At 69.9% G+C, this 22,724-nt stretch carries 17 protein-coding genes and 1 pseudogene; 7 read left to right on the forward strand and 11 right to left on the reverse strand.

The annotated features are described in order from the left end of the window. Window positions 1–67 precede the first annotated feature (67 nt). Window positions 68–964 (reverse strand): RNA polymerase sigma factor SigF, encoded by an 897-nt coding sequence (locus AN215_RS24255; protein WP_079123366.1) that lies wholly within the window; start codon window positions 962–964, stop codon window positions 68–70. A gap of 283 nt (window positions 965–1,247) precedes the next feature. Between AN215_RS24255 and AN215_RS24260 the strand changes: the two genes are divergently transcribed. The 4 genes from AN215_RS24260 to AN215_RS24275 all read left to right on the forward strand — a co-directional run bounded on the left by AN215_RS24260 (window position 1,248) and on the right by AN215_RS24275 (window position 3,647). Next, a complete protein-coding gene (locus tag AN215_RS24260) occupies window positions 1,248–1,685 on the forward strand; it encodes an ATP-binding protein (RefSeq protein WP_070011003.1) in 438 nt (145 codons plus the stop codon). A gap of 91 nt (window positions 1,686–1,776) precedes the next feature. After that, the gene (locus AN215_RS24265) at window positions 1,777–2,199 is read left to right on the forward strand and encodes an STAS domain-containing protein (protein ID WP_079123368.1); all 423 of its coding nucleotides are present in this window, start codon (window positions 1,777–1,779) and stop codon (window positions 2,197–2,199) included. A 205-nt stretch (window positions 2,200–2,404) separates the two neighbouring features. After that, window positions 2,405–2,746, forward strand: coding sequence for an SCO4225 family membrane protein (locus tag AN215_RS24270; RefSeq protein ID WP_070011002.1), 342 nt, complete (start codon window positions 2,405–2,407; stop codon window positions 2,744–2,746). 334 nt (window positions 2,747–3,080) lie between these two features. Then, window positions 3,081–3,647: an NlpC/P60 family protein gene (locus tag AN215_RS24275; protein WP_070011001.1), complete on the forward strand. Its 567-nt coding sequence runs from the start codon at window positions 3,081–3,083 to the stop codon at window positions 3,645–3,647. A 112-nt stretch (window positions 3,648–3,759) separates the two neighbouring features. Here the strand turns inward: AN215_RS24275 and AN215_RS24280 are convergent, their stop codons facing one another. After that, window positions 3,760–4,617, reverse strand: a complete 858-nt coding sequence (locus AN215_RS24280) for an endonuclease I family protein (RefSeq protein WP_420856157.1) — start codon at window positions 4,615–4,617, stop codon at window positions 3,760–3,762. Window positions 4,618–5,001: 384 nt separating this feature from the next. Between AN215_RS24280 and AN215_RS24285 the strand changes: the two genes are divergently transcribed. Both AN215_RS24285 and AN215_RS24290 read left to right on the forward strand, forming a co-directional pair. Continuing rightward, complete coding sequence (locus AN215_RS24285; RefSeq protein WP_216093834.1) at window positions 5,002–7,443, forward strand: isoamylase; 2,442 nt, start codon at window positions 5,002–5,004, stop codon at window positions 7,441–7,443. A gap of 237 nt (window positions 7,444–7,680) precedes the next feature. Beyond that, on the forward strand, window positions 7,681–8,763 hold the full coding sequence (locus AN215_RS24290; RefSeq protein WP_070011391.1) for a slipin family protein: 1,083 nt from the start codon (window positions 7,681–7,683) through the stop codon (window positions 8,761–8,763). A 174-nt stretch (window positions 8,764–8,937) separates the two neighbouring features. On the opposite strand, the gene AN215_RS24295 is transcribed toward AN215_RS24290, so the two are convergent. The 5 genes and pseudogenes from AN215_RS24295 to AN215_RS24315 all read right to left on the reverse strand — a co-directional run bounded on the left by AN215_RS24295 (window position 8,938) and on the right by AN215_RS24315 (window position 15,582). Beyond that, window positions 8,938–10,026 (reverse strand): class I SAM-dependent methyltransferase, encoded by a 1,089-nt coding sequence (locus tag AN215_RS24295; RefSeq protein WP_079123371.1) that lies wholly within the window; start codon window positions 10,024–10,026, stop codon window positions 8,938–8,940. A gap of 1,074 nt (window positions 10,027–11,100) precedes the next feature. Further along, window positions 11,101–11,391, reverse strand: a pseudogene (locus AN215_RS24300) (hypothetical protein); the annotation flags it as partial. 631 nt (window positions 11,392–12,022) lie between these two features. Further along, complete coding sequence (locus AN215_RS24305; RefSeq protein ID WP_070010999.1) at window positions 12,023–12,481, reverse strand: (2Fe-2S)-binding protein; 459 nt, start codon at window positions 12,479–12,481, stop codon at window positions 12,023–12,025. 10 nt (window positions 12,482–12,491) lie between these two features. Further along, the gene (locus tag AN215_RS24310) at window positions 12,492–14,774 is read right to left on the reverse strand and encodes a xanthine dehydrogenase family protein molybdopterin-binding subunit (RefSeq protein WP_070010998.1); all 2,283 of its coding nucleotides are present in this window, start codon (window positions 14,772–14,774) and stop codon (window positions 12,492–12,494) included. A 304-nt stretch (window positions 14,775–15,078) separates the two neighbouring features. Then, on the reverse strand, window positions 15,079–15,582 hold the full coding sequence (locus AN215_RS24315; RefSeq protein WP_070010997.1) for a cupin domain-containing protein: 504 nt from the start codon (window positions 15,580–15,582) through the stop codon (window positions 15,079–15,081). Window positions 15,583–15,881: 299 nt separating this feature from the next. On the opposite strand from AN215_RS24315, the gene AN215_RS24320 reads away from it, so the two are divergent. Further along, the gene (locus tag AN215_RS24320; RefSeq protein ID WP_070010996.1) at window positions 15,882–18,077 is read left to right on the forward strand and encodes a LamG-like jellyroll fold domain-containing protein; all 2,196 of its coding nucleotides are present in this window, start codon (window positions 15,882–15,884) and stop codon (window positions 18,075–18,077) included. Window positions 18,078–18,147: 70 nt separating this feature from the next. On the opposite strand, the gene AN215_RS30535 is transcribed toward AN215_RS24320, so the two are convergent. From AN215_RS30535 to AN215_RS24335, 4 genes are all read right to left on the reverse strand, one after another. Further along, window positions 18,148–19,038, reverse strand: a complete 891-nt coding sequence (locus AN215_RS30535; RefSeq protein ID WP_070010995.1) for a helix-turn-helix transcriptional regulator — start codon at window positions 19,036–19,038, stop codon at window positions 18,148–18,150. Next, entirely contained in the window at window positions 19,035–19,394 is a 360-nt protein-coding gene (locus AN215_RS24330; RefSeq protein ID WP_070010994.1) for an antibiotic biosynthesis monooxygenase, read from the reverse strand. The genes AN215_RS30535 and AN215_RS24330 overlap by 4 nt, the downstream gene beginning before the upstream one ends. Before the next feature lie 313 nt (window positions 19,395–19,707). After that, complete coding sequence (locus AN215_RS30710) at window positions 19,708–19,836, reverse strand: hypothetical protein (RefSeq protein ID WP_275521529.1); 129 nt, start codon at window positions 19,834–19,836, stop codon at window positions 19,708–19,710. 51 nt (window positions 19,837–19,887) lie between these two features. Continuing rightward, entirely contained in the window at window positions 19,888–22,653 is a 2,766-nt protein-coding gene (locus AN215_RS24335) for a LuxR family transcriptional regulator (RefSeq protein WP_070010993.1), read from the reverse strand. Window positions 22,654–22,724: the final 71 nt, after the last annotated feature.

The following is a 22,724-nucleotide window of genomic DNA, read 5'->3' on the forward strand; positions in this document are numbered from 1 at the left end:
CCCTTGCTCTGCGGTTCACCCCGCTCCCGGGACCCCGAAGTGGGGGGCCGGGAGCGGCACTCGGCGCTCAGTTGCTCGTGAGCAGGCCCGCGCGGAGTCCCGTGAGCGCGCGGCTCAGCAGACGGGACACATGCATCTGGGAGAGTCCGAGCTCCTCGCCGATCTGCGCCTGGGTCATCTCCTCGCCGAAGCGCAGCTCGATGATCTTCCGGTCGCGCTCGGAGAGGTCGGCCAGAAGCGGCTTGAGCGCGTGGAAGTCCTCGACCAGGTCCATGGCTTCGTCGCGCGCGCCCAGCACGTCCGCGAGTGAGGCCTCGCCCTCCTCGTCGTTGACGGTCGCGTCGAGGGACGAGGAGTTGTAGCCGTTGGCCGCGACCTGGCCCTCGACGATCTCCTCCTCGCTCACGCCGAGATGCTCGGCCAGCTCGCTCACCCGCGGCGAACGGCCCAGCTCGGAGGTGAGTTTGTCGTTCGCGCGCGCCAGGTCCATGCGCATCTCCTGCAGGCGGCGCGGCACCCGTACGTCCCAAGTGGTGTCGCGGAAGAAGCGCTTGATCTCGCCGACGACGTAAGGGATCGCGAAGGTGGTGAACTCCACCTCGCGCGACAGGTCGAAGCGGTCGATCGCCTTGATGAGGCCGATCGTGCCGACCTGCACGATGTCCTCCATGTCGTCGCCCCGGGAGCGGAAGCGGCGCGCGGAATACCGTACGAGCGTCAGGTTGATCTCGATGAGGGTGTTGCGCACGTACTGGTATTCGTGCGTGCCCTCTTCGAGGACGGCGAGACGGTCGAAGAGGGACTTCGACAGCTGGCGCGCGTCCTCGGGGGCGAGCTTCTCAGGCTCCTCTATCGCGGGCAGCTCGTGCGACGTGCCTCCGGCTCCCCGCCCTTCGAATACGGACGGCCCGCCTGCAGTGGCGTCCTCCGTTGTCGTGGTGACGGTCGGCGTTGCGGAAGTCATCGCGTGGACCTGCCCTTCAAGTCGTCGGAACACGTCGGGCTGTACCGCCTACCCAGCATCGCTCCGAACAAGCCCTCCGCCGCGAAGTGTTGTGGCTTATCGACCCTTTTGTAATATCTTGCGTCCCCCATGCGCTGCCCGTTTGCATGAGCCGCCCGCCATGGGGCAAGCGGATCTGGGACCGACTGACCGACCACGACGCGCGCTGCTTCCGGTCCGTACGAAGACGGCACGAACGCGCGGCGCCCGTCGGGAGAGCGTCCTCGGCAGAGGACGGGAGGTGATGCCTGTGCCTGCGGGTCACAGCCCTACGGCGACAGGCGACGGGGAGAAGCAAGTGCTGCTCGTGGATTCGGTGTACACGGACATCGGACAGGCGCGCAGGGCCGTCGAGGAACATCTCGCGCGTGTCTGCGCGTGGGTGGACCTGGGCGGTGTGCTCCTGGTGGTCTCCGAACTCGTGACCAACGCGCAGCGTCACGCACGCGGGCGTTGGGAACTGCGGGTGCAGGCCGAACGGCACCGCGTCCTGGTAGAGGTCACTGACCCGGTGCCGCTGCCGCCGCGCGAGCGGCCCGGAAGACTCGACGGCAGCGGCGGCTGGGGCCTGCGCATCGCCGAGGAGTGCGCCGACACGCTTGAGGTGCTGACCTCGGGGAGCGGCAAGACGATGCGGGCGCAGTGGCTGCATCCCGGCCGGGCCGGCGCGACGCTCGCCTGACGCACGCGAAGGTCTCTCGCGTCCCCGAAAGGCCCAGCGGCCCGCGACGGTCGGGCTCGTGACGGTGCGGTGTGTGACAAGGTAAGACGCTGTGACGACCGGTGACGACGCGACGGGCCCGGCCCCGGAGCAAGGGCAGAACCAGGACCACGGGCGGGCCCGGCCCGGCAGTGCGGGCCCCGTGGCCTCGCGGCGGCGCCAGGGCGGCGTGGAGGTACTGGTCCTCGCCGGGGAACTCGACCTCGACTCCGTTCAGGAGATCGCCCCGGCGCTGGACGATGCGCTCGCCGCGCAGCCCGGGGGGCTGGTTGTGGACCTCTCGCAGGTCGCTTTCGCGGATTCCTCGGCGCTCAATCTGCTGCTGCGCACCCACACCCGTACGTCGCTGCACCTGGGCGGGCCACTGAGCCCGTTCGTGGAGCGGCTGTTCGAGGTGACGGGGATCTCGGGCGTTCTCAATCTGCACCCCACCGTCGAGGACGCGGTACGTGCCGCGGGGCAGCGCGGCGGGTGACGTGACGCGGCGTCCGCGCGTCGCCCGGAGCGCCGGGAGCCACCGGCACCGCGAGGGCCGCGGCCGGCTGCGGTGACGGCCGCGGACCGGGCCGCGGATCTGAGTACATGTACTCATGCGCCCGGGCGGCACGAGGGCGGAGGATCGGGGCCGGGCGCTCAGCCGTCATCTCCCAGGAGATCTCCCTCGACCGGGAAGAGCGAGCATGCCGGACCGCAGGAACTGGAAGCGAATTCTCTCGGCGGCGACGGACAACTGGCTGTCCCGCGGATATCTCGCCGTGTGTGCCGTATTGCTGATCTGGACGGCCGCCGGTGCTGTTCTCGCGAACGCGGAGGACGCATCATTCACCGGCGTGTGGCCTGTTTTCGCGACGCTGCCGACCAGTTTTCTCGTCGTCCTGCTGGCCGGCGGTATCGGGTTTCTGCTGCCTTCGGCGGTGACTGTTCCGCTCTTCTTGATCCTTCTCGCGGTGGCGGCCCTCATCAATGCGACGGTGCTCGGGATGCTGTTGCGCTGGCAGCGCAACCGCAGGTCAGTGACGTGATTCGGCTGCCCGCCGCATTCCACGGGCGCGACACCCGGATTCCTTGACGGGTGCTTTGCAAGGAGCCCCCGTGGAACACCTGAGCACTCTTCAAGTCCTCTCATGGAACGCCTGAACGGGCGCCGTGTGCCGAACTCCGAATTCCGCGCCTGACATTCGTCATCCATGGGCACGGTTGCCCGGGGAAATGTTGACGTGCTCACTTCAGGCACCCTAGTGTCCCCGGCGTCGGGCAACGGACCGTCAGACAGGTGAGAGTGATGAGGAACCTCTGGTCCCGTGAATGCCCGGCTGTCAGCCCGTAAGGGAAATCGGACGAGACACGGGGAAACACATGAACCGCAAGTTGCGCATCGTTCTTCCCATGGTCGCGGGTGCCGCCGTACTGGCACCTCTCGCACCCATGGCCACGGCCGGAGACTCTCCGGCCGGCACCGGCGGCAAGTCCCAGGCGCGCGAGGCGAAGGCGGACGCCGGCGCCGAGGCGGCGATCAGCCGCGACACCGTCATCAAGCGCGCCAAGACCTGGCTGACCGCCGTCGACGGCCACCAGGTGCCCTACAGCCAGAGCAAGACGTTCGGCGGGTACCGCACGGACTGCTCCGGCTACGTCGCCATGGCGCTCAAGTACGGCAAGCCGGGCACGAACACGGTGGGTCTGGCTTCCTCGCAGTTCACCAGCAAGATCAAGATGGCGAACCTGAAGAAGGGCGACCTGATCATCGACGCGAAGGGGAGCAACACCACCCGTCACGTCGTGATCTTCGAGAAGTGGACCAGTTCCGCCAAGAAGTCCTACCGGGCTTACGAGCAGCGCGGCGGTCACGGCACCGACCACAGCACCCGCAGCTACGGCCTCGGGAGCGACGAGTACGACGCGTACCGGCCGAAGAAGTACTGACCCGCCGGTGCCGCACACGCGACCCCGCGACTGTGCCCTCGTCCCGCAGCGGGACGAGGGCACAGTGCTGTGATGACCGGGAAACGGCGGACGGACCGTGGCCCGCCCGTGTCTACTTGTAGATCTCCGCGACCCACTCCGGGTGATCGATGAACGGGTTCCGGTTCTTCTGGATCTTGTCGAAGATGACCTGGTTGCGGTTCTCCTCGAACTTGTCGGGCGGGTCCTCCTCGCTCCACTGCTTCAGGACGGACAGCTTCCCGTGATTGGGCTTGGAGCCGTTGTTGACCTCGTCGTTGGCTTCCAGGTCGGGGAACTCGCCCTCGCCCTCGTAGCGCACGTCCATGTAGAGGATCATGCGGGCGACGTCGCCCTTGACCTCGTCGCGCGGCTCGAAGGAGTCCTCGTCGGTGAAGTTGCCCGGCGCGCCCTCGACTTCCTCGCCGCCCTTGTCGAAGTCCTTGCTCCCGCGGGTGGAGTTGACCTTGACGTTCGTCGGGCGCAGATGGTGGACGTCGGTACCGGGGCCGTCGGCCGTGCCGAAGTCGCCGTGCGACTTGGCCCAGGTGTGCTCACGGTTCCACTGGTCCTCGCCGCCGCCGTTGGAATCCTTGGAGACCGACTCGCCGCTGTAGAGCAGGATCACGTTGCCGGTGTTGTCCGGGTCCTGGTCGGTCTGCTTGAGCGCGTCCCAGACCTCGTCGTACGAGAGCGTGGTGACGTCCTTGCTGATGATGCCGTGCAGCGCGGTCTTGAGCTCTTCGCCGGTCTTGCCCTCGGCGTCCTTGTAGTACTCGTCGTCTGCGGCGGCACTGAAGGCGGACTGCGCGCCGGCGCTCCCTGCGGAGGACTTGTCCGGTGCGGTGGCCGTGCCCGCGGAGGCGGGGATCTGTACGACGGCGGCTATGAGCGCGGTGCCGGCGAGTGCGCCGAGTGTTCTGCGGCGCGCTGCGGAACGTATGAAGTCCACGTTGGCGTCCTCTCCCCGAGGATGTGGCGCCGCGTGCGCAATGTGGGGGTCGCAGCACGGCACCGGCCGAAGGGTGATCGGCCGCTGCGAAGCCTTCCATTGCCTCGAACACCAATGCGGGACGGATTTGAAACGTTGCTGTGAAGAAACAGTGAAGGATGGCATGTCGTCACCGAGGGCTACTTGCGCTTCACTCCGCCAACACCCTCGCGAACAGGCGCTGTTGGGCAGATCATGTGCCGCAAGATGTTCCTGAAGGTTGCGGGAAGTCTTTACAGTCCTGCGCGGCGCCGTTACGTTCCCTTCAAGTTCCCGCCCGCAGACGGGAATCGAGTATCGGCTGCCGGCGCGTGCGGCCCTTCCGACCGACGTGAAGGAGCCGTTGTGCGTACGCGCATCCCGCTCGTGTTGTCCGCCCCGGTGCCGGCCGCGACCCGCCACAGGGTGCCTCTCCTCGCCGTACTGGCGGGGCTCGTCCTCGCTCTGATCGCCGCCGTACTCGGCCTTCCGCCCGCCGACGGCGGGCGCGCGCTCGCGGCCGGGGAGAAGGCGGAGGACGCACGGACCACCCTCGGAGCCCACTACGACGCGGCCGGGGAGAACATCACCTTCCGGGTGCACTCCTCCGCCGCGACGCGGATGGTCGTCGCCCTCTACGAGAAGCCCACGGGCGCCGAGGAGAACGGCACCGTCCCGCTGAAGAAGGAGGAGGGCTCCGACGGGACGTGGACCGCCACGGTGAGCGTCCGCGAGCTCGCCGATGAGTACGGCATCGACGGCACCGTCCACTACGGATACCGCGCCTGGGGCCCCAACTGGCCCTACGACGAGGACTGGACGAAGGGTTCGGAGGCGGGCTTCGTCTCCGACGTGGACGGTGAGGGCAACCGGTTCAACCCGAACAAGCTGCTCCTCGATCCGTACGCCCGCGAAGTGAGCCACGACCCGCTGCGCGAGGGGATGACCGACAAGGGCGTCTACGGCTCCGGGCCCGCGCACCGCACCGAGGACAGCGGCCCGCAGGCGCCGAAGGGCATCGTGCTCCCCCCGACCGCACCGGGCAACGGGAGCACTTCCCAGGCCGAAGGCTCCGGGGGAGGCACCGGCGAGAAGCCGCAGCGCGCGCTCAAGGACGACATCGTCTACGAAGTGCATCTGCGCGGCCTCACGAAGAACGACAGCAGCATCCCGGCCGACGAGCGCGGCACGTACAAGGGCGCGGCGGCCAAGGCCGGGGAGCTGGCCGAACTCGGCGTGACAGCCGTGGAGTTCCTGCCCATGCAGGAGTCTCAGAACGACGCCAACGACGCCGACCCCGACAGCAGCGCTGACGACAACTACTGGGGCTACGTCACCGACAACTTCTTCGCGCCCGACCGCCGTTATGCCGCTGACCGCTCACCCGGCGGCCCCACCCGCGAGTTCCGCGCCATGGTCGAGGCGTACCACGACGCCGGGATCAAGGTCATCGCCGACGTGGTCTACAACCACACCGGCGAGGGCGGCCCGTGGAACGAGGGGGACAAGAACACCTACGGCATCCACTCCTACCGCGGCCTGGACAACCCGACGTACTACTCACTGACCGACGACCGGCAGGAACCCGTGGACAACACGGGAGTCGGCGGCAACTTCAACACCTACAACCCCGTCGCGCAGAACCTCATCGTCGACTCCCTCGCCTACTGGAAGGACGTGCTCGGCGTCGACGGCTTCCGGCACGACCTGGCCCCCGTGCTCGGCAACACCTGCGAGCACGGCTGCTTCAAGTACAGCGCCACCGACCCGGACACCGCGCTCAACCGCATCACCCGGGAGATGCCCGCGCGCGGCGCCCGAGGCGGTGAGGGCACCGACTGGATCGCCGAGCCGTGGGCGCTGGGCGAGGGCACCTACCAGATCGGCAACCTCCCCGCGGGCTGGTCCGAGTGGAACGGCAAGTACCGCGACACACTGCGCACCGACCAGAACAAGCCGGAGGACGAGGTGACGCCCGGGCAGCTCGCCACCCGCCTGGCCGGCTCCTCCGACCTCTACGGGGACGACGGGCGGCGCCCCTTCAACTCCGTCAACTTCATGGTCGCCCACGACGGGTTCACCCAGCGCGACCTCTACGCCTGCAACGCGAAGCAGAACGACCAGCCTTGGCCGTACGGGCCCTCCGACGGCGGTTCGGACGACAACATCTCCTGGGACCAGGGCGGCGAGGCCGGCGCCCAGCGGCAGGCCGCCCGCAACGGTTTCGCCTTCCTCATGCTCTCCGCGGGCACGCCGATGATGACCGGCGGCGACGAGGTCCTGCGCAGCACACGCTGCAACAACAACCCCTACAACCTGGACAACGCGGCGAACTGGCTGGATCACGAGCCCGGCTCCGACCAGCGGACCTTCCGTACGTACACGCAGCGGTTGCTCGAATTCCGAAAGGCGCACCCGGCGCTGCGGCCGGCGGACTTCTACTCGGGCGGGGACGCGAACGGCAACGGCATGGGACAGCTCGACTGGTTCACCCCGGCCGGTGCCGCGCCCGATGAGGCCTACTGGAACGGCGCGTCCAACCACGCGCTGGCCTGGCGCATCGACGGCACGGAGTTCGACGACCCGGCGGACGGGCTGTACGTCGCCTACAACGGGTCGTCCGAGGCTGTCGACTTCACGCTGCCCTCACCGGGCGAAGGAAAGGAGTGGCACCGCGTGACCGACACGGGCGGCAAGTCGGAGGGCGCCGATCAGGTCGCCGAGCCGGGCGCGGAGACGCCGGTGGGCGGCAAGGGTACGGAGTACCGGCTGGGCGGCCGCTCGCTGGCGGTGATGATCGCGAAGTAGCCCGGGCCCGCCTGCCCGGCGGAACATCCTGCCGGGCAGGCGGCCGTCGCCGCGGAGCGATCGGGGAGCGGCCCCTGTGATACGGCTGCCACTCTCCGTGTCCGCCGGTGCTCGCGCGCCCCGCCCCCGTCCACCGGGTACCGGCACATCTCTCGACCCCCGGCCCGCGCGGAGCTACCGTTGACAGTGGTTCTCTCCCTGAATGCCGGGCTTGTACGGCAGTGGCAGGAGGCCGTGATGGTCGTCGAGGTGATCGTAGGGCTCGTGATCGCGTTGGCCCTGTACGCGATGGCGGCAGCGCGCGTGGTCCGGCAGTACGAACGGGGCTTGGTCTTCCGGCTCGGACGTCTGCAGTCCGGCCTCAAGGAGCCCGGCTTCACGATGATCGTGCCCGGCATCGACCGGCTGCAGAAGGTCAACATGCAGATCATCACGCTGCCGGTGCCCGCTCAGGAGGGCATCACCCGCGACAACGTCACGGTGCGGGTCGACGCAGTCGTCTACTTCAAGGTCGTCCAGCCGGCCGACGCGATCATCCGCGTCGAGGACTACCGCTTCGCGGTCTCCCAGATGGCACAGACCTCGCTGCGTTCCATCATCGGCAAGAGCGAGCTCGACGACCTGCTCTCCGACCGCGAGAAGCTCAACCAGGGCCTGGAGCTGATGATCGACAGCCCCGCCGTGGAGTGGGGCGTCACGGTCGACCGCGTCGAGATCAAGGACGTGTCGCTGCCCGAGACGATGAAGCGCTCGATGGCGCGGCAGGCGGAGGCACAGCGCGACAGGCGCGCCCGTGTCATCAACGCGGACGCCGAGCTGGAGGCGTCGAAGAAGCTCGCACAGGCCGCCGAGCAGATGTCCGAGACCCCGGCGGCGCTGCAGCTGCGGCTGCTGCAGACCGTCGCGTCCGTGGCCACGGAGAAGAACTCCACCCTCGTGCTGCCCTTCCCTGTCGAGCTGCTGCGCTTCCTGGAAGGGCCGCGGGAGACGGACGGAGCCAACGGCGGCAACGGCGGCAGGTCCGGCAAGGCAGCAAAGGCAGACAAGGCAGGTAAGGCTGTCAAGGCAGGCAAGGGCGCCAAGGGCGAGGAGAAGAAGTCCCTGCCGGAGGCGTCCGGTTCCGGAATGGCCGGGGTGGCCGTACCGCCGGACTACGCCCTTCCGCCGGAGGCGGCCGTACCGGAGGGTCCGGCTCCCGGCGCGCTCCGGCCGGAGGACGCGGAGGACGAGCTGCCCGGGGCGGCGGGGGAGCAGGCGTCGGAGAGCGCGGCCTCGGAGGAGGAACCGCCGCTGCCGGAGAGCCGCCGCCGGAGCAAGTAGGGCCTCCCGGCCGGCCTGACCCCAGGCACCTTGCAGCGGAATGCCCACGGCGCAGGGAGCCCGCTGCAGAAGACGCCGGCCGGCGCGGAGGCCGAGGGACGGCGGGACCGTCCCGGTCGGCTTCCGCGCCGGTCGGCGCGCTGCTGATCTTGTACGTGCGGAGTCGCCCGGGCCTCAGCCCAGCCGGTGGACCGGGCGGCCGTCGCCCCAGCGCTTGATCGCTTCCTCGTCGGCGAACGCGAGGGCCCTCAGCATGTTGCCGCCGTCGGACGCCTTGACCGACTGCTGCAGGCGCCGGCTGTGCTTGTCGCTGAGCCTCGTCGTTCCGGCCTCGATGGAGTCGCCGTAGAACGGCTCGAAGGCCACGCCCGCGAAGCCTGCCTGGCGGAGCAGCTTCGGCATGGTCTCGCGCGAGTAGAACATCAGGTGGTTACGGGTGAACCCGTTCCACCTGGAGCCGAACGCCTTCCGCAGCAGCGAGTCCGCGTTGACGGTGAGGATCATCAGCACGCCGCCGGGTGCCAGCAGGTTGCGGAAGCTGGTGAAGTCGTCCACGGGGCGAGGCAGATGAGCCAGCACCGACCACAGGGTGACGACGTCGAAGCCCCCTGCCGCGATCTCGGGAACGTCCTCGGGGGCGCCGAAGTGGGCCTTGGCGGACGTGAGGCGCTCGTTCGCCTCCTTGACGGAGTCCGGCGAGAGATCCACGCCCTGTGCGTCGAAGCCGCGCTCCTCGGCCAGCTCCAGGAAGAGCCCCGCGCCGCAGCCGAAGTCCAGCAGCCGGCGGTTGTCGCCCTCCTCGAAGACCGGCTTGAACGCGTTCATGGCCTGGCGGTAGCGGCGCTGCCTGTTCGCGGCGTAATTGCCGGTCAGGAAGCTGCTGTAGTTCTTGGAGTACAGGTCACCCAGGCGCTCGGGCAGGATGTTGGGGTTGCGGTACAGGAATCCGCAGGACGGGCAGCGCACGACGTTGTACTGCCATGCGGTCTTGCCGTTCTTCTTCACTTTGGTCGGCTTGTAGAGCGGCTGCTGCCGGGACTCGCCGCACATGTGGCAGGTGATGAACTCCTCGATCGCGCCGACCTTGACGCGGGACCGGTATTCATCGAGCGATATCACCGGTGACTTGCGCAGCAGCACCTGCCACTGCAGCTCCCTGAATATTCGTTCGCCCGGCCTTACGTAGACGCGCTGTTCCCACGGAACGCTGTCGTATCGCGAACCGTATACGGCGCGGGCGACGGCTCGTTTGGGTGACACCATGGGGCTACCTCTCGGGGACGGCTTTCGGTTCACAGTGTCACCCGGGACCGGCTTTATTCAAATAGTGGGTGACGTCTTTGTGTACTGATCGCCTGCTGTCTCTTTCTGAACGGCCTCAACTGCCCTTGAGCCGGGCTCCGCTGGAGGAGATATCTCCCGTTATGTCTGATTCATCGGAGAGTTTGGTCCGGGTTTGGTGCGCTGTTACAGGAGTGCAGCATTCGGTCCGGCGCCGGATGTGCGGCCCTCGTGGAATTCGCGGAATCCCTGTAGCCGGAGATGGACGGTACGTGTTCTTCTGCGGTCTCAGCAGGGCATTCCATGCACTTCCGACTCATGAATGAAACCCCGAATCCGGCACTGCGGGAGGGGATGCTCCGCTTGTGCAGGCCTCCCGGTCCGGTTCCATCCGGCGCGCCATCTTCACCGTCCGGTCAATCCGTGCACATGGCAGCGAATTTGGCAGCGGTGGCGTGACCGGCGTGAAGTCCGTGAGGGCGGCAAGGAATGCCGACGGGCATTCTACGAATCAGTAATGTGACTCAGGGCGACTGTCATGACTTGGTAACAAGCGGGTGCGGCGTCCCGTAAAGCGAGGCGCATTACCGGGAATTGGGCCCGCGATCGCCGTTCACGGAAGATCCGGCCCGGCCGGGCGATGCCTGCCCACGGGGCCCGGCCGGACGGTGATCCGGGGCCGTCTGGCTGCCGCGCCCCGGGCCGTCCGTCTGCCGTGCCCGGGTCGCCGTCCGGGAGCCTGGCGGACGCCACCGGGTGCCTTCCGGGAGCCCGGCGGGCGCCACCGGGTGCCCACAGGCCGGCTGCCGCCTCCCCTGCGGGCCCCGCGCCCCGTGGTGCCGTAGGTACGCGAAGCGCCCCCTGCCGGGCGTCACGGCGGACGCCGGGCAGAGGGCGCTTCGTTGGCGATCGCGAATTCGCGTGGTGCGGCCTTTCGTGGCCTGCTTGACAGGCCGCGCAAGGCTCCTTCGCAGAATCCGCGCTCCGTGCGCACCTCTTCTCCACGCGGAATTCCGTATGAACCCCGTGATCCGGAGCCGGAACCCCGTGATCTCGTCAGAGCCGGCGCACGCGCGCCGAAATACCGTGTCCGATGAGGAGGTAGATCAGCGCCGGCAGGCCGTAGTTGAAGAAGACCCGCAGGCCTTCGCTCTCCATCGTGAAGATGTCCTGCGCCCACGCGGCGAGCCAGTCGGCGGAGCCCTTCACGAAGTCCACGAACGGATTCGCCTGGTTCGCCTCCAGCATGTACAGCATGATCCACAGACCCAGGATCACGGCCGCTATGTCGGCGATCGTGTGGATGACCAGAGCGGCACGCTGCGCGCCCTCGCCGTCGCGTGGACGCCTCTCCCGGCGCGGAGCCGGAGGCTGGCCGTACCCGTAGTCAGGGGGCGGAGGCGGACCCTGCGGGCCTGGCCCTGGAGGCGGCCCGCCCTGCCGGTACGCGGGGCCGGGCGGAGGCCCGCCCTGCCCGTGGTTGTGGTACGGCTGCCGGGGCATGGGTTGGGTGTCGCTCACGGGATCGGTCCCTATCCGACGCGGAAACAGCGTCTTGTCGCAGGAGTCTCGTCCTCGTGCCCCTCCCTGCAAGCTCTGCCCTCTCGCGCCGCCCTGCACGCACGCTCGCTGCGTTGGCCAAAGCCCTGGTGGCTCCTCCCCTGGGCTTCGCCATGGGGAACCCCGAAGGACTTCTGGCCGCCTTGCGATCGCACGCACCGGACGACGCCCCTGGGGGCCCCCGGGCCGTGAGGCCCAGGGGGAGGGCAGACATTGCCGGTCACGGCACTGGAGAAGAAGCGGTACGGCAGCAGGTGTACGGAAATCCAGGGGATCAAGAGACCAGGACGATCAGGCGAGATGCCGCCGGGAATTCCGGTGCCCGCATTCCCTCAGCGCCGTACGGGGGCGACCGCGTTACTCACGTCACCGCACCCACACATCAGCCCCACGCCGCCGTTCTCACATCCCCGCACGGCTACCCCATCATCGACGCCGCTTTCTTGATCGCCTCCCGTATGCGGAAGTAGGTGCCGCAGCGGCAGACGTTCGCGATCGCGTCGATGTCCTCGTCCGAGGGATTCTTCGTCTCACGGAGCAGGGCGACGGCGGCCATGATCTGGCCGGGCTGGCAGTAGCCGCACTGGGCGACGTCCTCCTCCAGCCACGCCTCCTGCACCGGGTGCAGCGTGTCGCCGTCGGCGAGGCCCTCGATCGTCGTGACGTCACCGCCGTCGGCCTCGGACACGGGCACGACGCACGGGTTCACGGCCCGCCCGTCGAGGTGGCTGGTGCAGGCCTTGCACACGTCGATGCCGCACCCGTACTTCGGGCCGCGCACGCCGAGCATGTCGCGCAGCACCCACAGCAGGGGCATGTCGTCCAGGGCGTCGACCGTGACGCTCTTGCCGTTGACGGAGAAGGTGTGGGTCGGCAACTCGGGCTCCTCAACGGGGGAATGGGTCGAAGTCGACGTCGAAGTTCACGGGGAAGGAGCGCGGGCGGGTCCCCGTCGCACGGGCATAGGCGTTGGCGATCGCGCCCACCGCGGCGGGCACGCCCAGCTCGCCGGCGCCCCCCGGCTCCGCGCCCTCCTCGGCGGGCATCACGTGAACGGCCACGTCCCGGGGGCTGTCGTTCTGCCGCGCGTAGTGGAACTGCGAATAGCTGCCTTCCAGCGGCAGCCCGTCCTCGATGTGGAGACCGGCACGCAGCGTCGTGGAGATCGCGTCCGTCAGGCCGCCGAGCATCTGCGCCTCCAGCCCGCGCGGATTGACGGGCCTCCCGACGTCGACCGCGATGACGGCCTTCGTCACCCGGGGCTCCTTCGGGTCGCGGGCGTCGATCTCGACCAGGCACGCCGTACGGGACTTGTACTCCTCGTGGAAGCCGACGCCCTGCGCGAAGCCCTCCGGCAGCTTCCGGCCCCACTCGCCGTCCTCGGCGACCTTGTCCAGAACCGCCCGCTGACGCGCGGACTTGAGGAACGAACGGCGGAACTCGACCGGGTCCTTGTCCATCTTCTCCGCCAGTTCGTCGACGACGATCTCCTCGGCGCCACGCGTGTTCGCCGAGTAGACCGACCGCCACGAGGCCGTGGGCATCCGCAGCGGCACCTCGCCCAGCAGCTGCGTCGTGACGCCGAAGTTGTACGGGGACTTCACCGTCGTCAGGAAGAGGGACTGCGCGAGCGTCGCGTTCCCGGCGACGGGCAGCTTCGAGGCGTTCGCGGTGAGGATCTCGCCCAGCCCGTGCCGGAAGTCGGTCTCGACGGCGGCGACCCTGTGCTCGAAGCTGATCACGTTGCCCAGGGAGTGCGTGGCACGGATCTTGTGGTGGGTCGCGGGACGCATCCGCCCGTGCCGCATGTCGTCGATACGGGACCACATCAGACGCACCGGACGCCGGCTCTTCTTCGAGATCCGGGCCGCTTCGAGCGCGGCGTCGAAGAAGAGCCGCCGCCCGAACGACCCGCCGCCCTGGACGACATGGACGGTCACCTTCTCCTGCGGCAGCCCCAGCTCGGCGGCGATCGTCTGCTGCGCCACGATCGGCGACTTCAGCCCGGACCAGATCGTCGCCCGGTCCCCGCGTACGTCGGCGACAGCGGAGTTCGACTCCAGCGGTGCGTGACTCACGAAGGCGAAGTCGAACTCGGCGTCCGTGTGGTCCGTCAGCACCGGTGGCACCACGAGGGGCGGGGTGGCGGCGCGGAGCTTCTTGCGGATGCCGTCGTCGGACAGACCGTCGACGGTGCCCCTGCCCCAGTCGACCTTCAGGGCGTCCTTGCCGTCGAGCGCCTGCCCGAAGGTCTCGGCCACGACGGCGACACCGGTCTCGACGGCGACTACGTCGAGCACGCCGGGCATGCCGCGTACCTGGGCCTCGTTGCGCACCGACTTCACCGTGCCGCCCAGCGTCGGCGGCCGGCGCACCATGGCGGGCTTGGCGCCGGGAACGTCCAGGTCGAGGGTGTACTCCTGCTGCCCGGTCACGATCGCGCGGGCGTCGATGCGGGAGGTGGGCACACCGACCAGTGAGTGGTCCGACTCCGGCTTCGTCGCCGTCAGTTCGCCGCTCAGCTCCTCGGTCCGCTCACCGGCCGCCGCCGAAGTGAGGGAGGCGTAGGAGGCCTTGCGCCCGCCGGGGCCCACGACCACGCCCTCGCGCACGGACAGGTCCTCCGGCCTCACGTCCCACTCGCGGGCCGCAGTGGCGACCATACGGGCGCGGGCCGCGGCCGCTGTGTGCCGGACGGGGCCGTAGAGCGACCTGATCGAGTTGGAGCTGCCCGTGAGCTGGTTGAACAGCAACTCGGGCCTGGCGTCGTCGAGTTGGACACGTACGTTCGCCAGAGGGGTGTCCAGCTCCTCCGCGACGAGCATCGCCACGGCGGTGGTCAGGCCCTGGCCGACCTCTTCGCGCGGCAGCCGGAAGTGCACCGTGCCCTCTTCGTCGATCTTCAGCACCAGCAGGCCGGAAGTCGGCTTGCCGGCGAGGATGAGCACGTCACCGAGGTCGAGGATGTCGGCGGGCGCCGGAGGGGAAGGCACAGCCGCCCGCGCCTTCGAGGGGGCGGCCGACTCCGAGCCGATGCTCGTGGCGACGGCCAGGGTCGGTGCCGCCACCAGATACGTCAGGAACCTGCGCCTGCCGTGCTCCCTGGGGCCGTTGCCGTCGGTACCGGTCCCGCCGGCCTCCGCATCGGCTTCCGCGTCCGCTCCCGCCATCGTGGCTCCTTCGCAACAGGACGGCTGCCGGCCCCGCTCAAGAGGTCGCTCCGTGATCCGGCTTGCGAACACACTTGCGTGCCACGGCCTGCCGGGCAATGTGCCTTCGGTGACGATTGTGCGTAAGCGTTGGAAACGCGTGATCACACGTGGGGCGGCAGTCCACCGCGTTCGTGCCGGGGAGGGGCTGCGGGGGCGGGCCGGGCCGCTCCGGGCCGTATGTACCCGGCTGTCCGCCCGGCGGACGTGGACCGCGACACCGCCCGTCGCCGGACCGGGGCGTTGAGAGCGGGCGCCTGCGCGGTTACTCGCCGATCAGCCGCAGCCCGTACTTCCGCGTCAGCTCGTGGACCCATTCGTCGGAGAACGTGAGCCCGTGCAGGTGGCCCAGCTCTTCGCGGATGCGGAGGAACTCCTCGCGGTCGGGGGTCTTTTCGGCGGCCTCGCCGACCGCTTCGAAGAAGTCCTCGAAACCGGCGGGGGAGAGGATCTCCAGGATTCTCGCCGGCTCCGGTCCGGCGTTCCAGAAGGTGTGCATGATCCCGCGTGGCTTGAGGATGTACGAGCCGGGACCGGCGGTGGCCTCCTGGTCGCCCACGCGGGCGCCGACCCTGCCCTGCAGGATGTAGGAGAACTCGTCCTCGCGGGTGTGCGTGTGCGGCGGTACGAGCCGGCCGGGGGCGATGGGGTGCTCGACGACCGAGAACTGCTTGTCGCTCTCGTCGCCGCGGATCTTGAAGTCGATGCCCATCCCACCGAAGTCGACCGACTTCCCCTCACCCGGTTCGATCACGAAGCGGGCCTTCATGGCGGCCTCCCAGGTGTCGCTTTCATCACCTTCCTCCAGTTTAAAACGGTGACCGGACGGCGCCGGGGGCCGCGGACGCGGGCCCGCACCCGCCCCGGCGGACGGTCGGCCCGGCGGGGCAGCGGGCCCCGCAGGAACCGGTCGCCCGGTCTAGGTACATATTGCTCATGCCCCGGCTGTCACGGCCTGTGATTCTGGGTGAGGACAAGGTGCGGCCGCGGTGCTGCGTCCGCGCTCCAGAGTTCAGCTCCGGTCTCTTGGTTGAGACGCCGTCAACTGCACGGGGAATGAACGAGCGGATGGTATTCACGCGACTGTCTGACGCCGAGCTGCGCCGACTCGTCCAGGAGGAGGGGGAGCGGTCTCCGGGCGCGCGCGAGGAGCTGCGGCGGCGCCACCATCAGGCCGTACGCGCCTTCGCGGACGTCGCCGCACCCTCGGCGGGTGAGGCACTGGCCGAGCAGGCATGGGAGCAGGCGCTGCGGCCGCTGGACGAGGACATCACGGGGGCCATGCGCCCGCGTGTGCTCGCTGCCGTCCTGCGCACCGCCGCCGACTGGCTCCGTACGGACCGGCGGGACGCGCCGGCGCCGGAGTTGGTGAACTGGTTCGAGCCGGACGACGCGACCGGGGAAAGGGACGGGAACGCCGGCCTGGACGCGGATGCCCTGTCCGGTGCCGGACCGGGCGAGGGCGCGGGCGCCGGCCGTCTCGCCGAGTTCCGCGCCTCCTCCCTGACGGCGCGGGCCTTCGAACTCCTCCCGGAACGCAGCCAGACGGTGCTGTGGCACCACGAGGTCGAGCACGACGACACGGCGACCGTCGACCAACTGCTCGGCGGCGGACCCGAGGACGTCTCACTGCTCAACAGGCGTGCGCGCAGGGAGCTTTACAACAGCTACGTGAGTCTCCACCAGGAGACCATGACGGACGACGCGTGCCGGCGGCTGCACCGGATGCTGCTGGCCTACGCGGAGCAGACGTCCATGAACACGCCGGGCGACCTCGTATCGCACCTGGACCGGTGCGCGCACTGTGCGAGGGCCGTCGACGATCTGGAGCGCATGCGCTTCGAGTTCGGGAGCGTGCTGGCCGAGGCGCTGCTGCCCTGGGGAGGGGCCGACTACGCGCTCGCGGCTCACACCGTCTCCTCCGCGACCTTCGACGTCTCCGAGCCGTCGTCCGTGGAACGGTGGGCCGCCATGGGCGCGGCCGGCGCGGGCGGAGCGCTGCGCCCCGGGAAGCGGCTGCTCGGCGCGCTCCGCGGCCGAGCGCTCGCGGTCCCCGTCGTGTCCGCGCTGGTGAGCGGGGAACGCAGCTCCCGCGCCCGCCGCGTGGTGCTGTCCGCCGCGCTCGTCGGCCTCTGCTCGCTCGTCGTCGCGGTCGCGTATACGGGCGGGCTGCGGCAGGGCGAGAACAGCGCCGCTCCGCGCCCGGGAAACACCTCCGGCGCACCGGCGCCGCCCGCCGGCAACGAGCCGACGGCGACCGCGACCTCGACGGTCACGGCGACGAAGTCACCGGGGAAGCCTCCGGGGAAGGGCTACGAACCGGCACCTCCCGTGCGCGGAGCGGCACTTGAGTGGCTCTTCGGCGCGGTGGACGACGGGGTCACCGCGGACACCTCGGGCAACGGCGTCGACGGAACGCTCGACGGCGACCCGGTCCCGGAGCTCGTGAAGGGAGGTGCGCTGGAGTTCGCGGGGGAGCAGTCGGTGGTCTCGGACGGCCCGGTCGTCGACACCTCGAAGAGCTTCTCCGTCTCGGCCCGCGCGAAGCTGAACGACACCGAGGACTTCCAGACGGTGGTCAGCCAGGACGCGTCGTACATCAGTGGCTTCTCCGTCCAGTACGACCCCGACTCGGACCGCTGGGAGATGATCATTCCCGAGGAGGACGAGGAGGACGCCGACCTGATCCAGGCCGGTTCCGGGTCCGAACCCTCGGCCGGCAGGTGGACGTACCTGACAGGCGTCCACGACGCCGGCGCCGGCGAGCTCCGTCTCTACGTGGACGGCGAGCTGGAGGACACCGTGGGGACCGGCGAAGCGGAGGCGGACGTGGGCGAGTCCACCACGACCAGTTCCTCGACCACCACGACGACTTCGGGAGGCGGCGGCGACGGAGGCGGCTTCGGGAGCGGCGGCTTCGGCGGCGGCGACGGGGGCGGAGCCGGAGGCGGAGGCGGGTTCTTCGGGGAGTCGTCCGGCAACGGCAACGGGAACGGCAACGGGAACGGGAACGGGAACGGGAACGGTGACTTCGACTTCGGCCCCGGCGCGGCGGGCAGCGAGCTCGCCGACGAAGTCTTCCGGAGGACCACGGAAAGCCTGGGCGGCATCTTCGAACCCGTCGAGGCGGACGGGGACTTCGCCGTCGGCCGCGGTCTGGCGGGTGAGGTGTTCGTCCGGGGATTCGACGGGACGATCGACGACGTACGGGCCTTCAAGCGCGCGCTGACGGCGCGTGAGGCGGCGGCGCTGGCCGGACGGTGACGGTCGCGGGTGCGGCCCTCCAGGACCGCTGGGCCTGCCGGCGCGTATGTCGTCGCGGACGGTGCGGGGCTCAGTCCGGCCGGGCCCGCCCGGGCTTCGTGCCGGGTGCCGTGCCCGCGGTCTCCCGGAGCCTGTCCCGTATCCGCGACGGTGGCGATTCGACAGCACGCCGCAGTCGTTCCGTGAAGTGGCCATGGCTGGCGTAGCCGAGCGAGGTGGCCAGCCGGGCGAGGTTCTCCGCGCCGTCGGCGAGCGCCTTGAGGGCGGCCGCGGTGCGCAGCCGTTCCCGGTAGGCATGCAGCGTCATGCCGTGAACGGCGCGGAAGGCTCGTGCCAGATGGTAGGGGGAGCAGGCGACGGCCGCCGCCGCGCTGTCCAGCAGTCGCGGGACCGGCTCGGCATAATGCGCGGCGATGTATGCGGCGGCTGCGTGAGCGGCACGCCGCTGTGAGGGCGGCACCGGCTTGGGGCGGTCGCCCGCGGTGCCGCATCTGAAGGTGATCTCACCGAGGTGAAGCAGGGCCAGTTCGCGAACGGCATGGGGATCGTCGTGGTGCCGCCTCGCAGCGGCGCGGAACAGCGCCGTGCGCAACAGGTCGCGGGAATCCAGCATCAGCCGGTGACCCTGCCTGGCTGGAGCCTCCGGTGCCGGGACCTCATCCCAGACCTCGGCCGCCGACGCGATCACCACGCACTCGTCTCCGCCTTCCACGGGGTGGCCGAAGCGGTACGGTTCGTCGGGCTCCAGCAGGATGGCACTGCCCGGCTCCAGCAGATACGAAGTCCCATGCCCGGCGCAGGAGAACACCCCACGCAGCGGCAGGACCAGGCGACGTAGCGGGCCGGCTTCCTGTGCACCGGGCGGATCGACGGGAGCACGGCATCGCACATCGGTGACCCGGACGCCCTCGACATCGGTGAGCGTCCGGGCCGCCAGGGCGGAAGAGCGGAACCTGGTCACCGGCCCACGTTATCCGTGGACTCCGGCGCCCGCGGGGCCTCGAACGGCGCCGCGGCGACCAGGTCGTAATGCTGAGAGTGCTCGTCGAACCGTGCCAGTAGTCTGCGGGCCGCCCCGGGCACCACCGAACGACCAGGGTCACCACCCGTGAATTCCGCGACCGCTTGGAGATCGTCGAAAGACATCACGGTGACGAACTCGATCTCCTCACCCACCTGGTGACGCCATGCCTCCAGGCCGTGCAGGCCCGCGATGCCCCGGGCGACGATGCCGGGGAGAATCCGCTCGCGCAGGAGCCGTTCATAGGCATCGGCGTTCGCCGGGGTCGTCCAGCCATGCCAGATTCGCCGGATCATTGTGCCTCCATCGGCTCTCGGTGGGACACGATGCTCCACCGGCCCCGGCATGCACGCTTCCACGATCCTGCGCGACTTCGCCCGGCGCTGCCGCTGAAACGGCTGGGTCGGCAAGGGCGCCGTAACCCACGGCTTCCGCTACGTGGCGGTCGAAACGGACCGGGCGGGCGTCCCGCCGGGCAACGAAGACGCGATCCGGGTCAACGTCTCGGTCGTGCGCCGGCCTCACGTCACCTCCGTCAACGAGTTCCCCCTGCGGCGCATGTTCCTGCCCGTCCTTTCTCGTGGGGGTGTCGCCCACCACCGTGGAGGCTCAGCGGATGAGCGCCTTGATCAAGAGGTGCTCATGGCGGGAGAAGATCGCTCTCATCGAGCAGACCGTCGAGGAGACGTTCGCGAAGATGCCGGACGGGTCCCTCTCCCCGGATGAATCCGGACGCACCCGTCGCAGGGAGAGTTCCCCGGCCGGCCCTGACGTCCGCGCCCCCGCGCGTCAGGCGAAGTCCTCTTTCAGGTACTCCGCCCTGAGCGCCCGCCGGCTCCGTACACCCAGCTTCCGGTAGATGTTCTGGAGGTGGTTGTCGACCGTCCGCTTGGAGATCGTGACCGCCTCCGCCACCTCGACGTTCGTGAGCCCGGAGCACACGAGCCCGGCGATCTCCGCCTCACGGACGGTGAGGTGCTTCGCCGCGCCCAGCACCGTCAGCCCCGGAGTGCGGGCCTGCTCGCAGTTCCGCTGGAGTGAGAGGGCGAGGTTCTCGGCGGCCGTGGCCGGCCGCTGTTCGCCGCGGTGGATCCACAGCGTGCAGGCGGATGCCGCGGCCTCCGCGGCGATCAGCGACGCTCCGGTCGCCGCGAGCAGCCGGGCGGCGTTCATCAGCCTCTCGGGGTCCGCCGCGGCCAGAGCGGCGACGTACGAGGCACGGGCCGCGGTCAGCGCGCCGTCCGAGGTACGCCCGATGTGAAGGAGCCGCGGCTCGGCTCCCTTCGCGTCGCCGAGCCGGGCCACGTCGGTGAGAATCCTGGCCTCGGAGGCGAGATGTCCCGCGGTACGTGCGTCCTCCGCCGCCTCCCACAGCACGCTCCGGGCCGCCTGCTGCTTTCCCTGCGCGGCGAGCAACCACGCCTGGCCGAGCGGCAGTTCGGAACGGAACATCCCCCAGCGAGGCAGGTTCGCACAGGCGTCGACCGCCTTGGCCGCGGCCGGTACGTCCCCCATCAGGGCGGCGGCCTCGGCCTTGCGGGCCAGCGCGGTGTGCAGGGTGCCGGGGAAGGAGTTGCGCGAGGCGACGCACGCGGACTGGGAGGCCCAGCGCCGCGCCTCGGCGGGGCGGCCGAGCAGGAGGGAACAGCGTGCGAGTGCCGCGGCGATCAGCGCCTCCGCGCCGGCGACGTCGTCGGCGAGGGCCTCCTGCCAGCCGCGCTCGCCGGTCTTGTACGCCTCGTCGAGCCGGCCCTCCTCCTCCAGCGCGAACATCACGATGCCGAGGTACTCCACGGGGTGCGGGATCGCGGGTGACTCCTCAAGGCGCAGGCGTTCCTCGTACGCGTCGTGCGCCGCGTCCGCGCCGTCCTTCACCCTGCCCGTGGCCACGAGCGCCGTCGCCCGGGAGCCGTTTCCGAGCGCTCCGGCGATGCAGTTGCCGTCGGAACCGGCGTCGTCGGCGCCCGGGCCGTCGACGACCCGCAGTGCCTCCTCGGGCCTTCCGAAGGCCATGAGGATCGCGCCGCGGGCGGCCGTCAGCACGTCCCGGTGGCGTGGTTCGCGGACCTCGCGCGCTGCCTCCGCGTTGACGTCCAGCGCCTTGCGCGCGTCGATGAACCCCCAGGCGAGCAGCCTCGATCTGCCGAGCGCGAGGAGCAGACGGTCGAACTCGCCGTCCGTACGCTCCGCCGCCTCCTCGAAGACCTCCCAGGCGGTGTCGAGATCGCCCAGTTCGTACAGCGACTCCGCGAGCAGCAGCCGGGAGAGGAAGTCCTCGCCCTCACGGCACGCGGCGCGCGACAGCTCGCGCACCTTGCGGAAGTTCTGGGTGCGGCGCGCCAGGGTCGCGGCGCGCAGCAGGGTGTCGGGGTCGGCCGAACCGGTGGCGGCGAGCTGCCAGGAGGCGATGCGGATCTTGTCGGTGAACCTCTTCGCGCCCATCGACCGCACCAGTTCGGCCTCGTCGCCGAGGATGCGCCTGCGTTCGGGGGAGGGGATGGCGGCTCGCAGCACCTTCTCGTGCGCGGGATGCAGCAGGGAGACCGAGGCGCGGCGGCCGTCGCGCAACGTCCGTACGAATCCGAGGACTTCGAGCTCGTCGAGGGCACCGTCGGGAAGGCTGGAGGCCTCCACGGGCTGGCACAGGGCGATCCGGTTGAGGGTCCGGCGGGTCTCGGCGGAGACCCCGGCCAGGCGCCGTTCCGCCATCTCCGACAGGAGGGGAGTGGTGCCGACGTCCGAGATCAGCGTCCACCACTCGCCGTCGTCGACGAGGCTCTCCTCCGCCAGGGAGTGCAGGACGAACTCCCGCAGATAGCAGGGGTTTCCGCCGCTGACCCTGTGCAGCAGGGAGACGGTGCGCGGCTCGACGGGACCGCCGAGCACCCGGCGAAGCGCCTCACCGGCCAACGGCTCGCTCAGACCGCCGAGTTCGGCCCGCCGCGTCTGCCCGCCCGCCTGCAGGCGGTACGCGACGGGGCCGAGGTTCTGCAGGGAGCCGACCGTTCCGACGAGGAAGACGGTTCCCGATTCGAGGAGTTGGGCCGTCAGCGATGCCGAGGCCTCGTCGAGTCCGTCGAGGTCGTCGACGACGAGCGTGAACCTCCTCGGGGTGCCGGTGCCGGGGCGGCTGCCCGAGCCGCCTGCCCCGCCTCCGCCCGGTGAGCCGCCCGCCCCCGCCGCTCCGCCTGAGCATGCCGCGCCGCACGCCCCGCCCGTGCCTCCCGTGGCTCTCGCGGCTGCCGCGCTCCGCTCCGTGAGGGCGTCGCGCGCCTTCCCGAACAGCGACACCGAGTCCCGGACGCTCGTCCCCTGCGGCAGCAGATGCGCCAACGAGGCCAGCGGAAAACCCGGTTCGGACACTGCGATCGCCTTGCCGGTCGCATGGCCGCGCCGTTCGGCCCGCTCGCGGCAGACCTGCGCCAGATGCGACTTGCCGATGCCCTGCGGTCCGTGTACGACGAACGCCTGCCACCGTTCGCTCGCCAGCGCCTCCTCGAAGTCGGCGATCTCCCGCTCGTGCCCGACGAACGGCCATGCTGTCGGAGCATCCATGGTCTCGCCCCCTGGCAGGAAGTCGGTTCGGAGCAGATTAGGGACCCGGCGGCCGCAGGACCCCCGTACGT

The organism is Streptomyces abyssalis, assembly GCF_001751365.1.
Classification (GTDB): domain Bacteria; phylum Actinomycetota; class Actinomycetes; order Streptomycetales; family Streptomycetaceae; genus Streptomyces; species Streptomyces abyssalis.

Coding starts and splice junctions, on each gene's coding strand:
- AN215_RS24275 (WP_070011001.1), top strand. CDS start 3,081: ATGAACCGCAAGTTGCGCATCGTTCTTCCCATGGTCGCGGGTGCCGCC.
- AN215_RS24290 (WP_070011391.1), top strand. CDS start 7,681: ATGGTCGTCGAGGTGATCGTAGGGCTCGTGATCGCGTTGGCCCTGTAC.
- AN215_RS24320 (WP_070010996.1), top strand. CDS start 15,882: ATGGTATTCACGCGACTGTCTGACGCCGAGCTGCGCCGACTCGTCCAG.
- AN215_RS24310 (WP_070010998.1), bottom strand. CDS start 14,774: ATGGCGGGAGCGGACGCGGAAGCCGATGCGGAGGCCGGCGGGACCGGT.
- AN215_RS24255 (WP_079123366.1), bottom strand. CDS start 964: ATGACTTCCGCAACGCCGACCGTCACCACGACAACGGAGGACGCCACT.
- AN215_RS24335 (WP_070010993.1), bottom strand. CDS start 22,653: ATGGATGCTCCGACAGCATGGCCGTTCGTCGGGCACGAGCGGGAGATC.
- AN215_RS24260 (WP_070011003.1), top strand. CDS start 1,248: ATGCCTGTGCCTGCGGGTCACAGCCCTACGGCGACAGGCGACGGGGAG.
- AN215_RS24315 (WP_070010997.1), bottom strand. CDS start 15,582: ATGAAGGCCCGCTTCGTGATCGAACCGGGTGAGGGGAAGTCGGTCGAC.
- AN215_RS24295 (WP_079123371.1), bottom strand. CDS start 10,026: ATGGTGTCACCCAAACGAGCCGTCGCCCGCGCCGTATACGGTTCGCGA.
- AN215_RS24330 (WP_070010994.1), bottom strand. CDS start 19,394: ATGATCCGGCGAATCTGGCATGGCTGGACGACCCCGGCGAACGCCGAT.
- AN215_RS24270 (WP_070011002.1), top strand. CDS start 2,405: ATGCCGGACCGCAGGAACTGGAAGCGAATTCTCTCGGCGGCGACGGAC.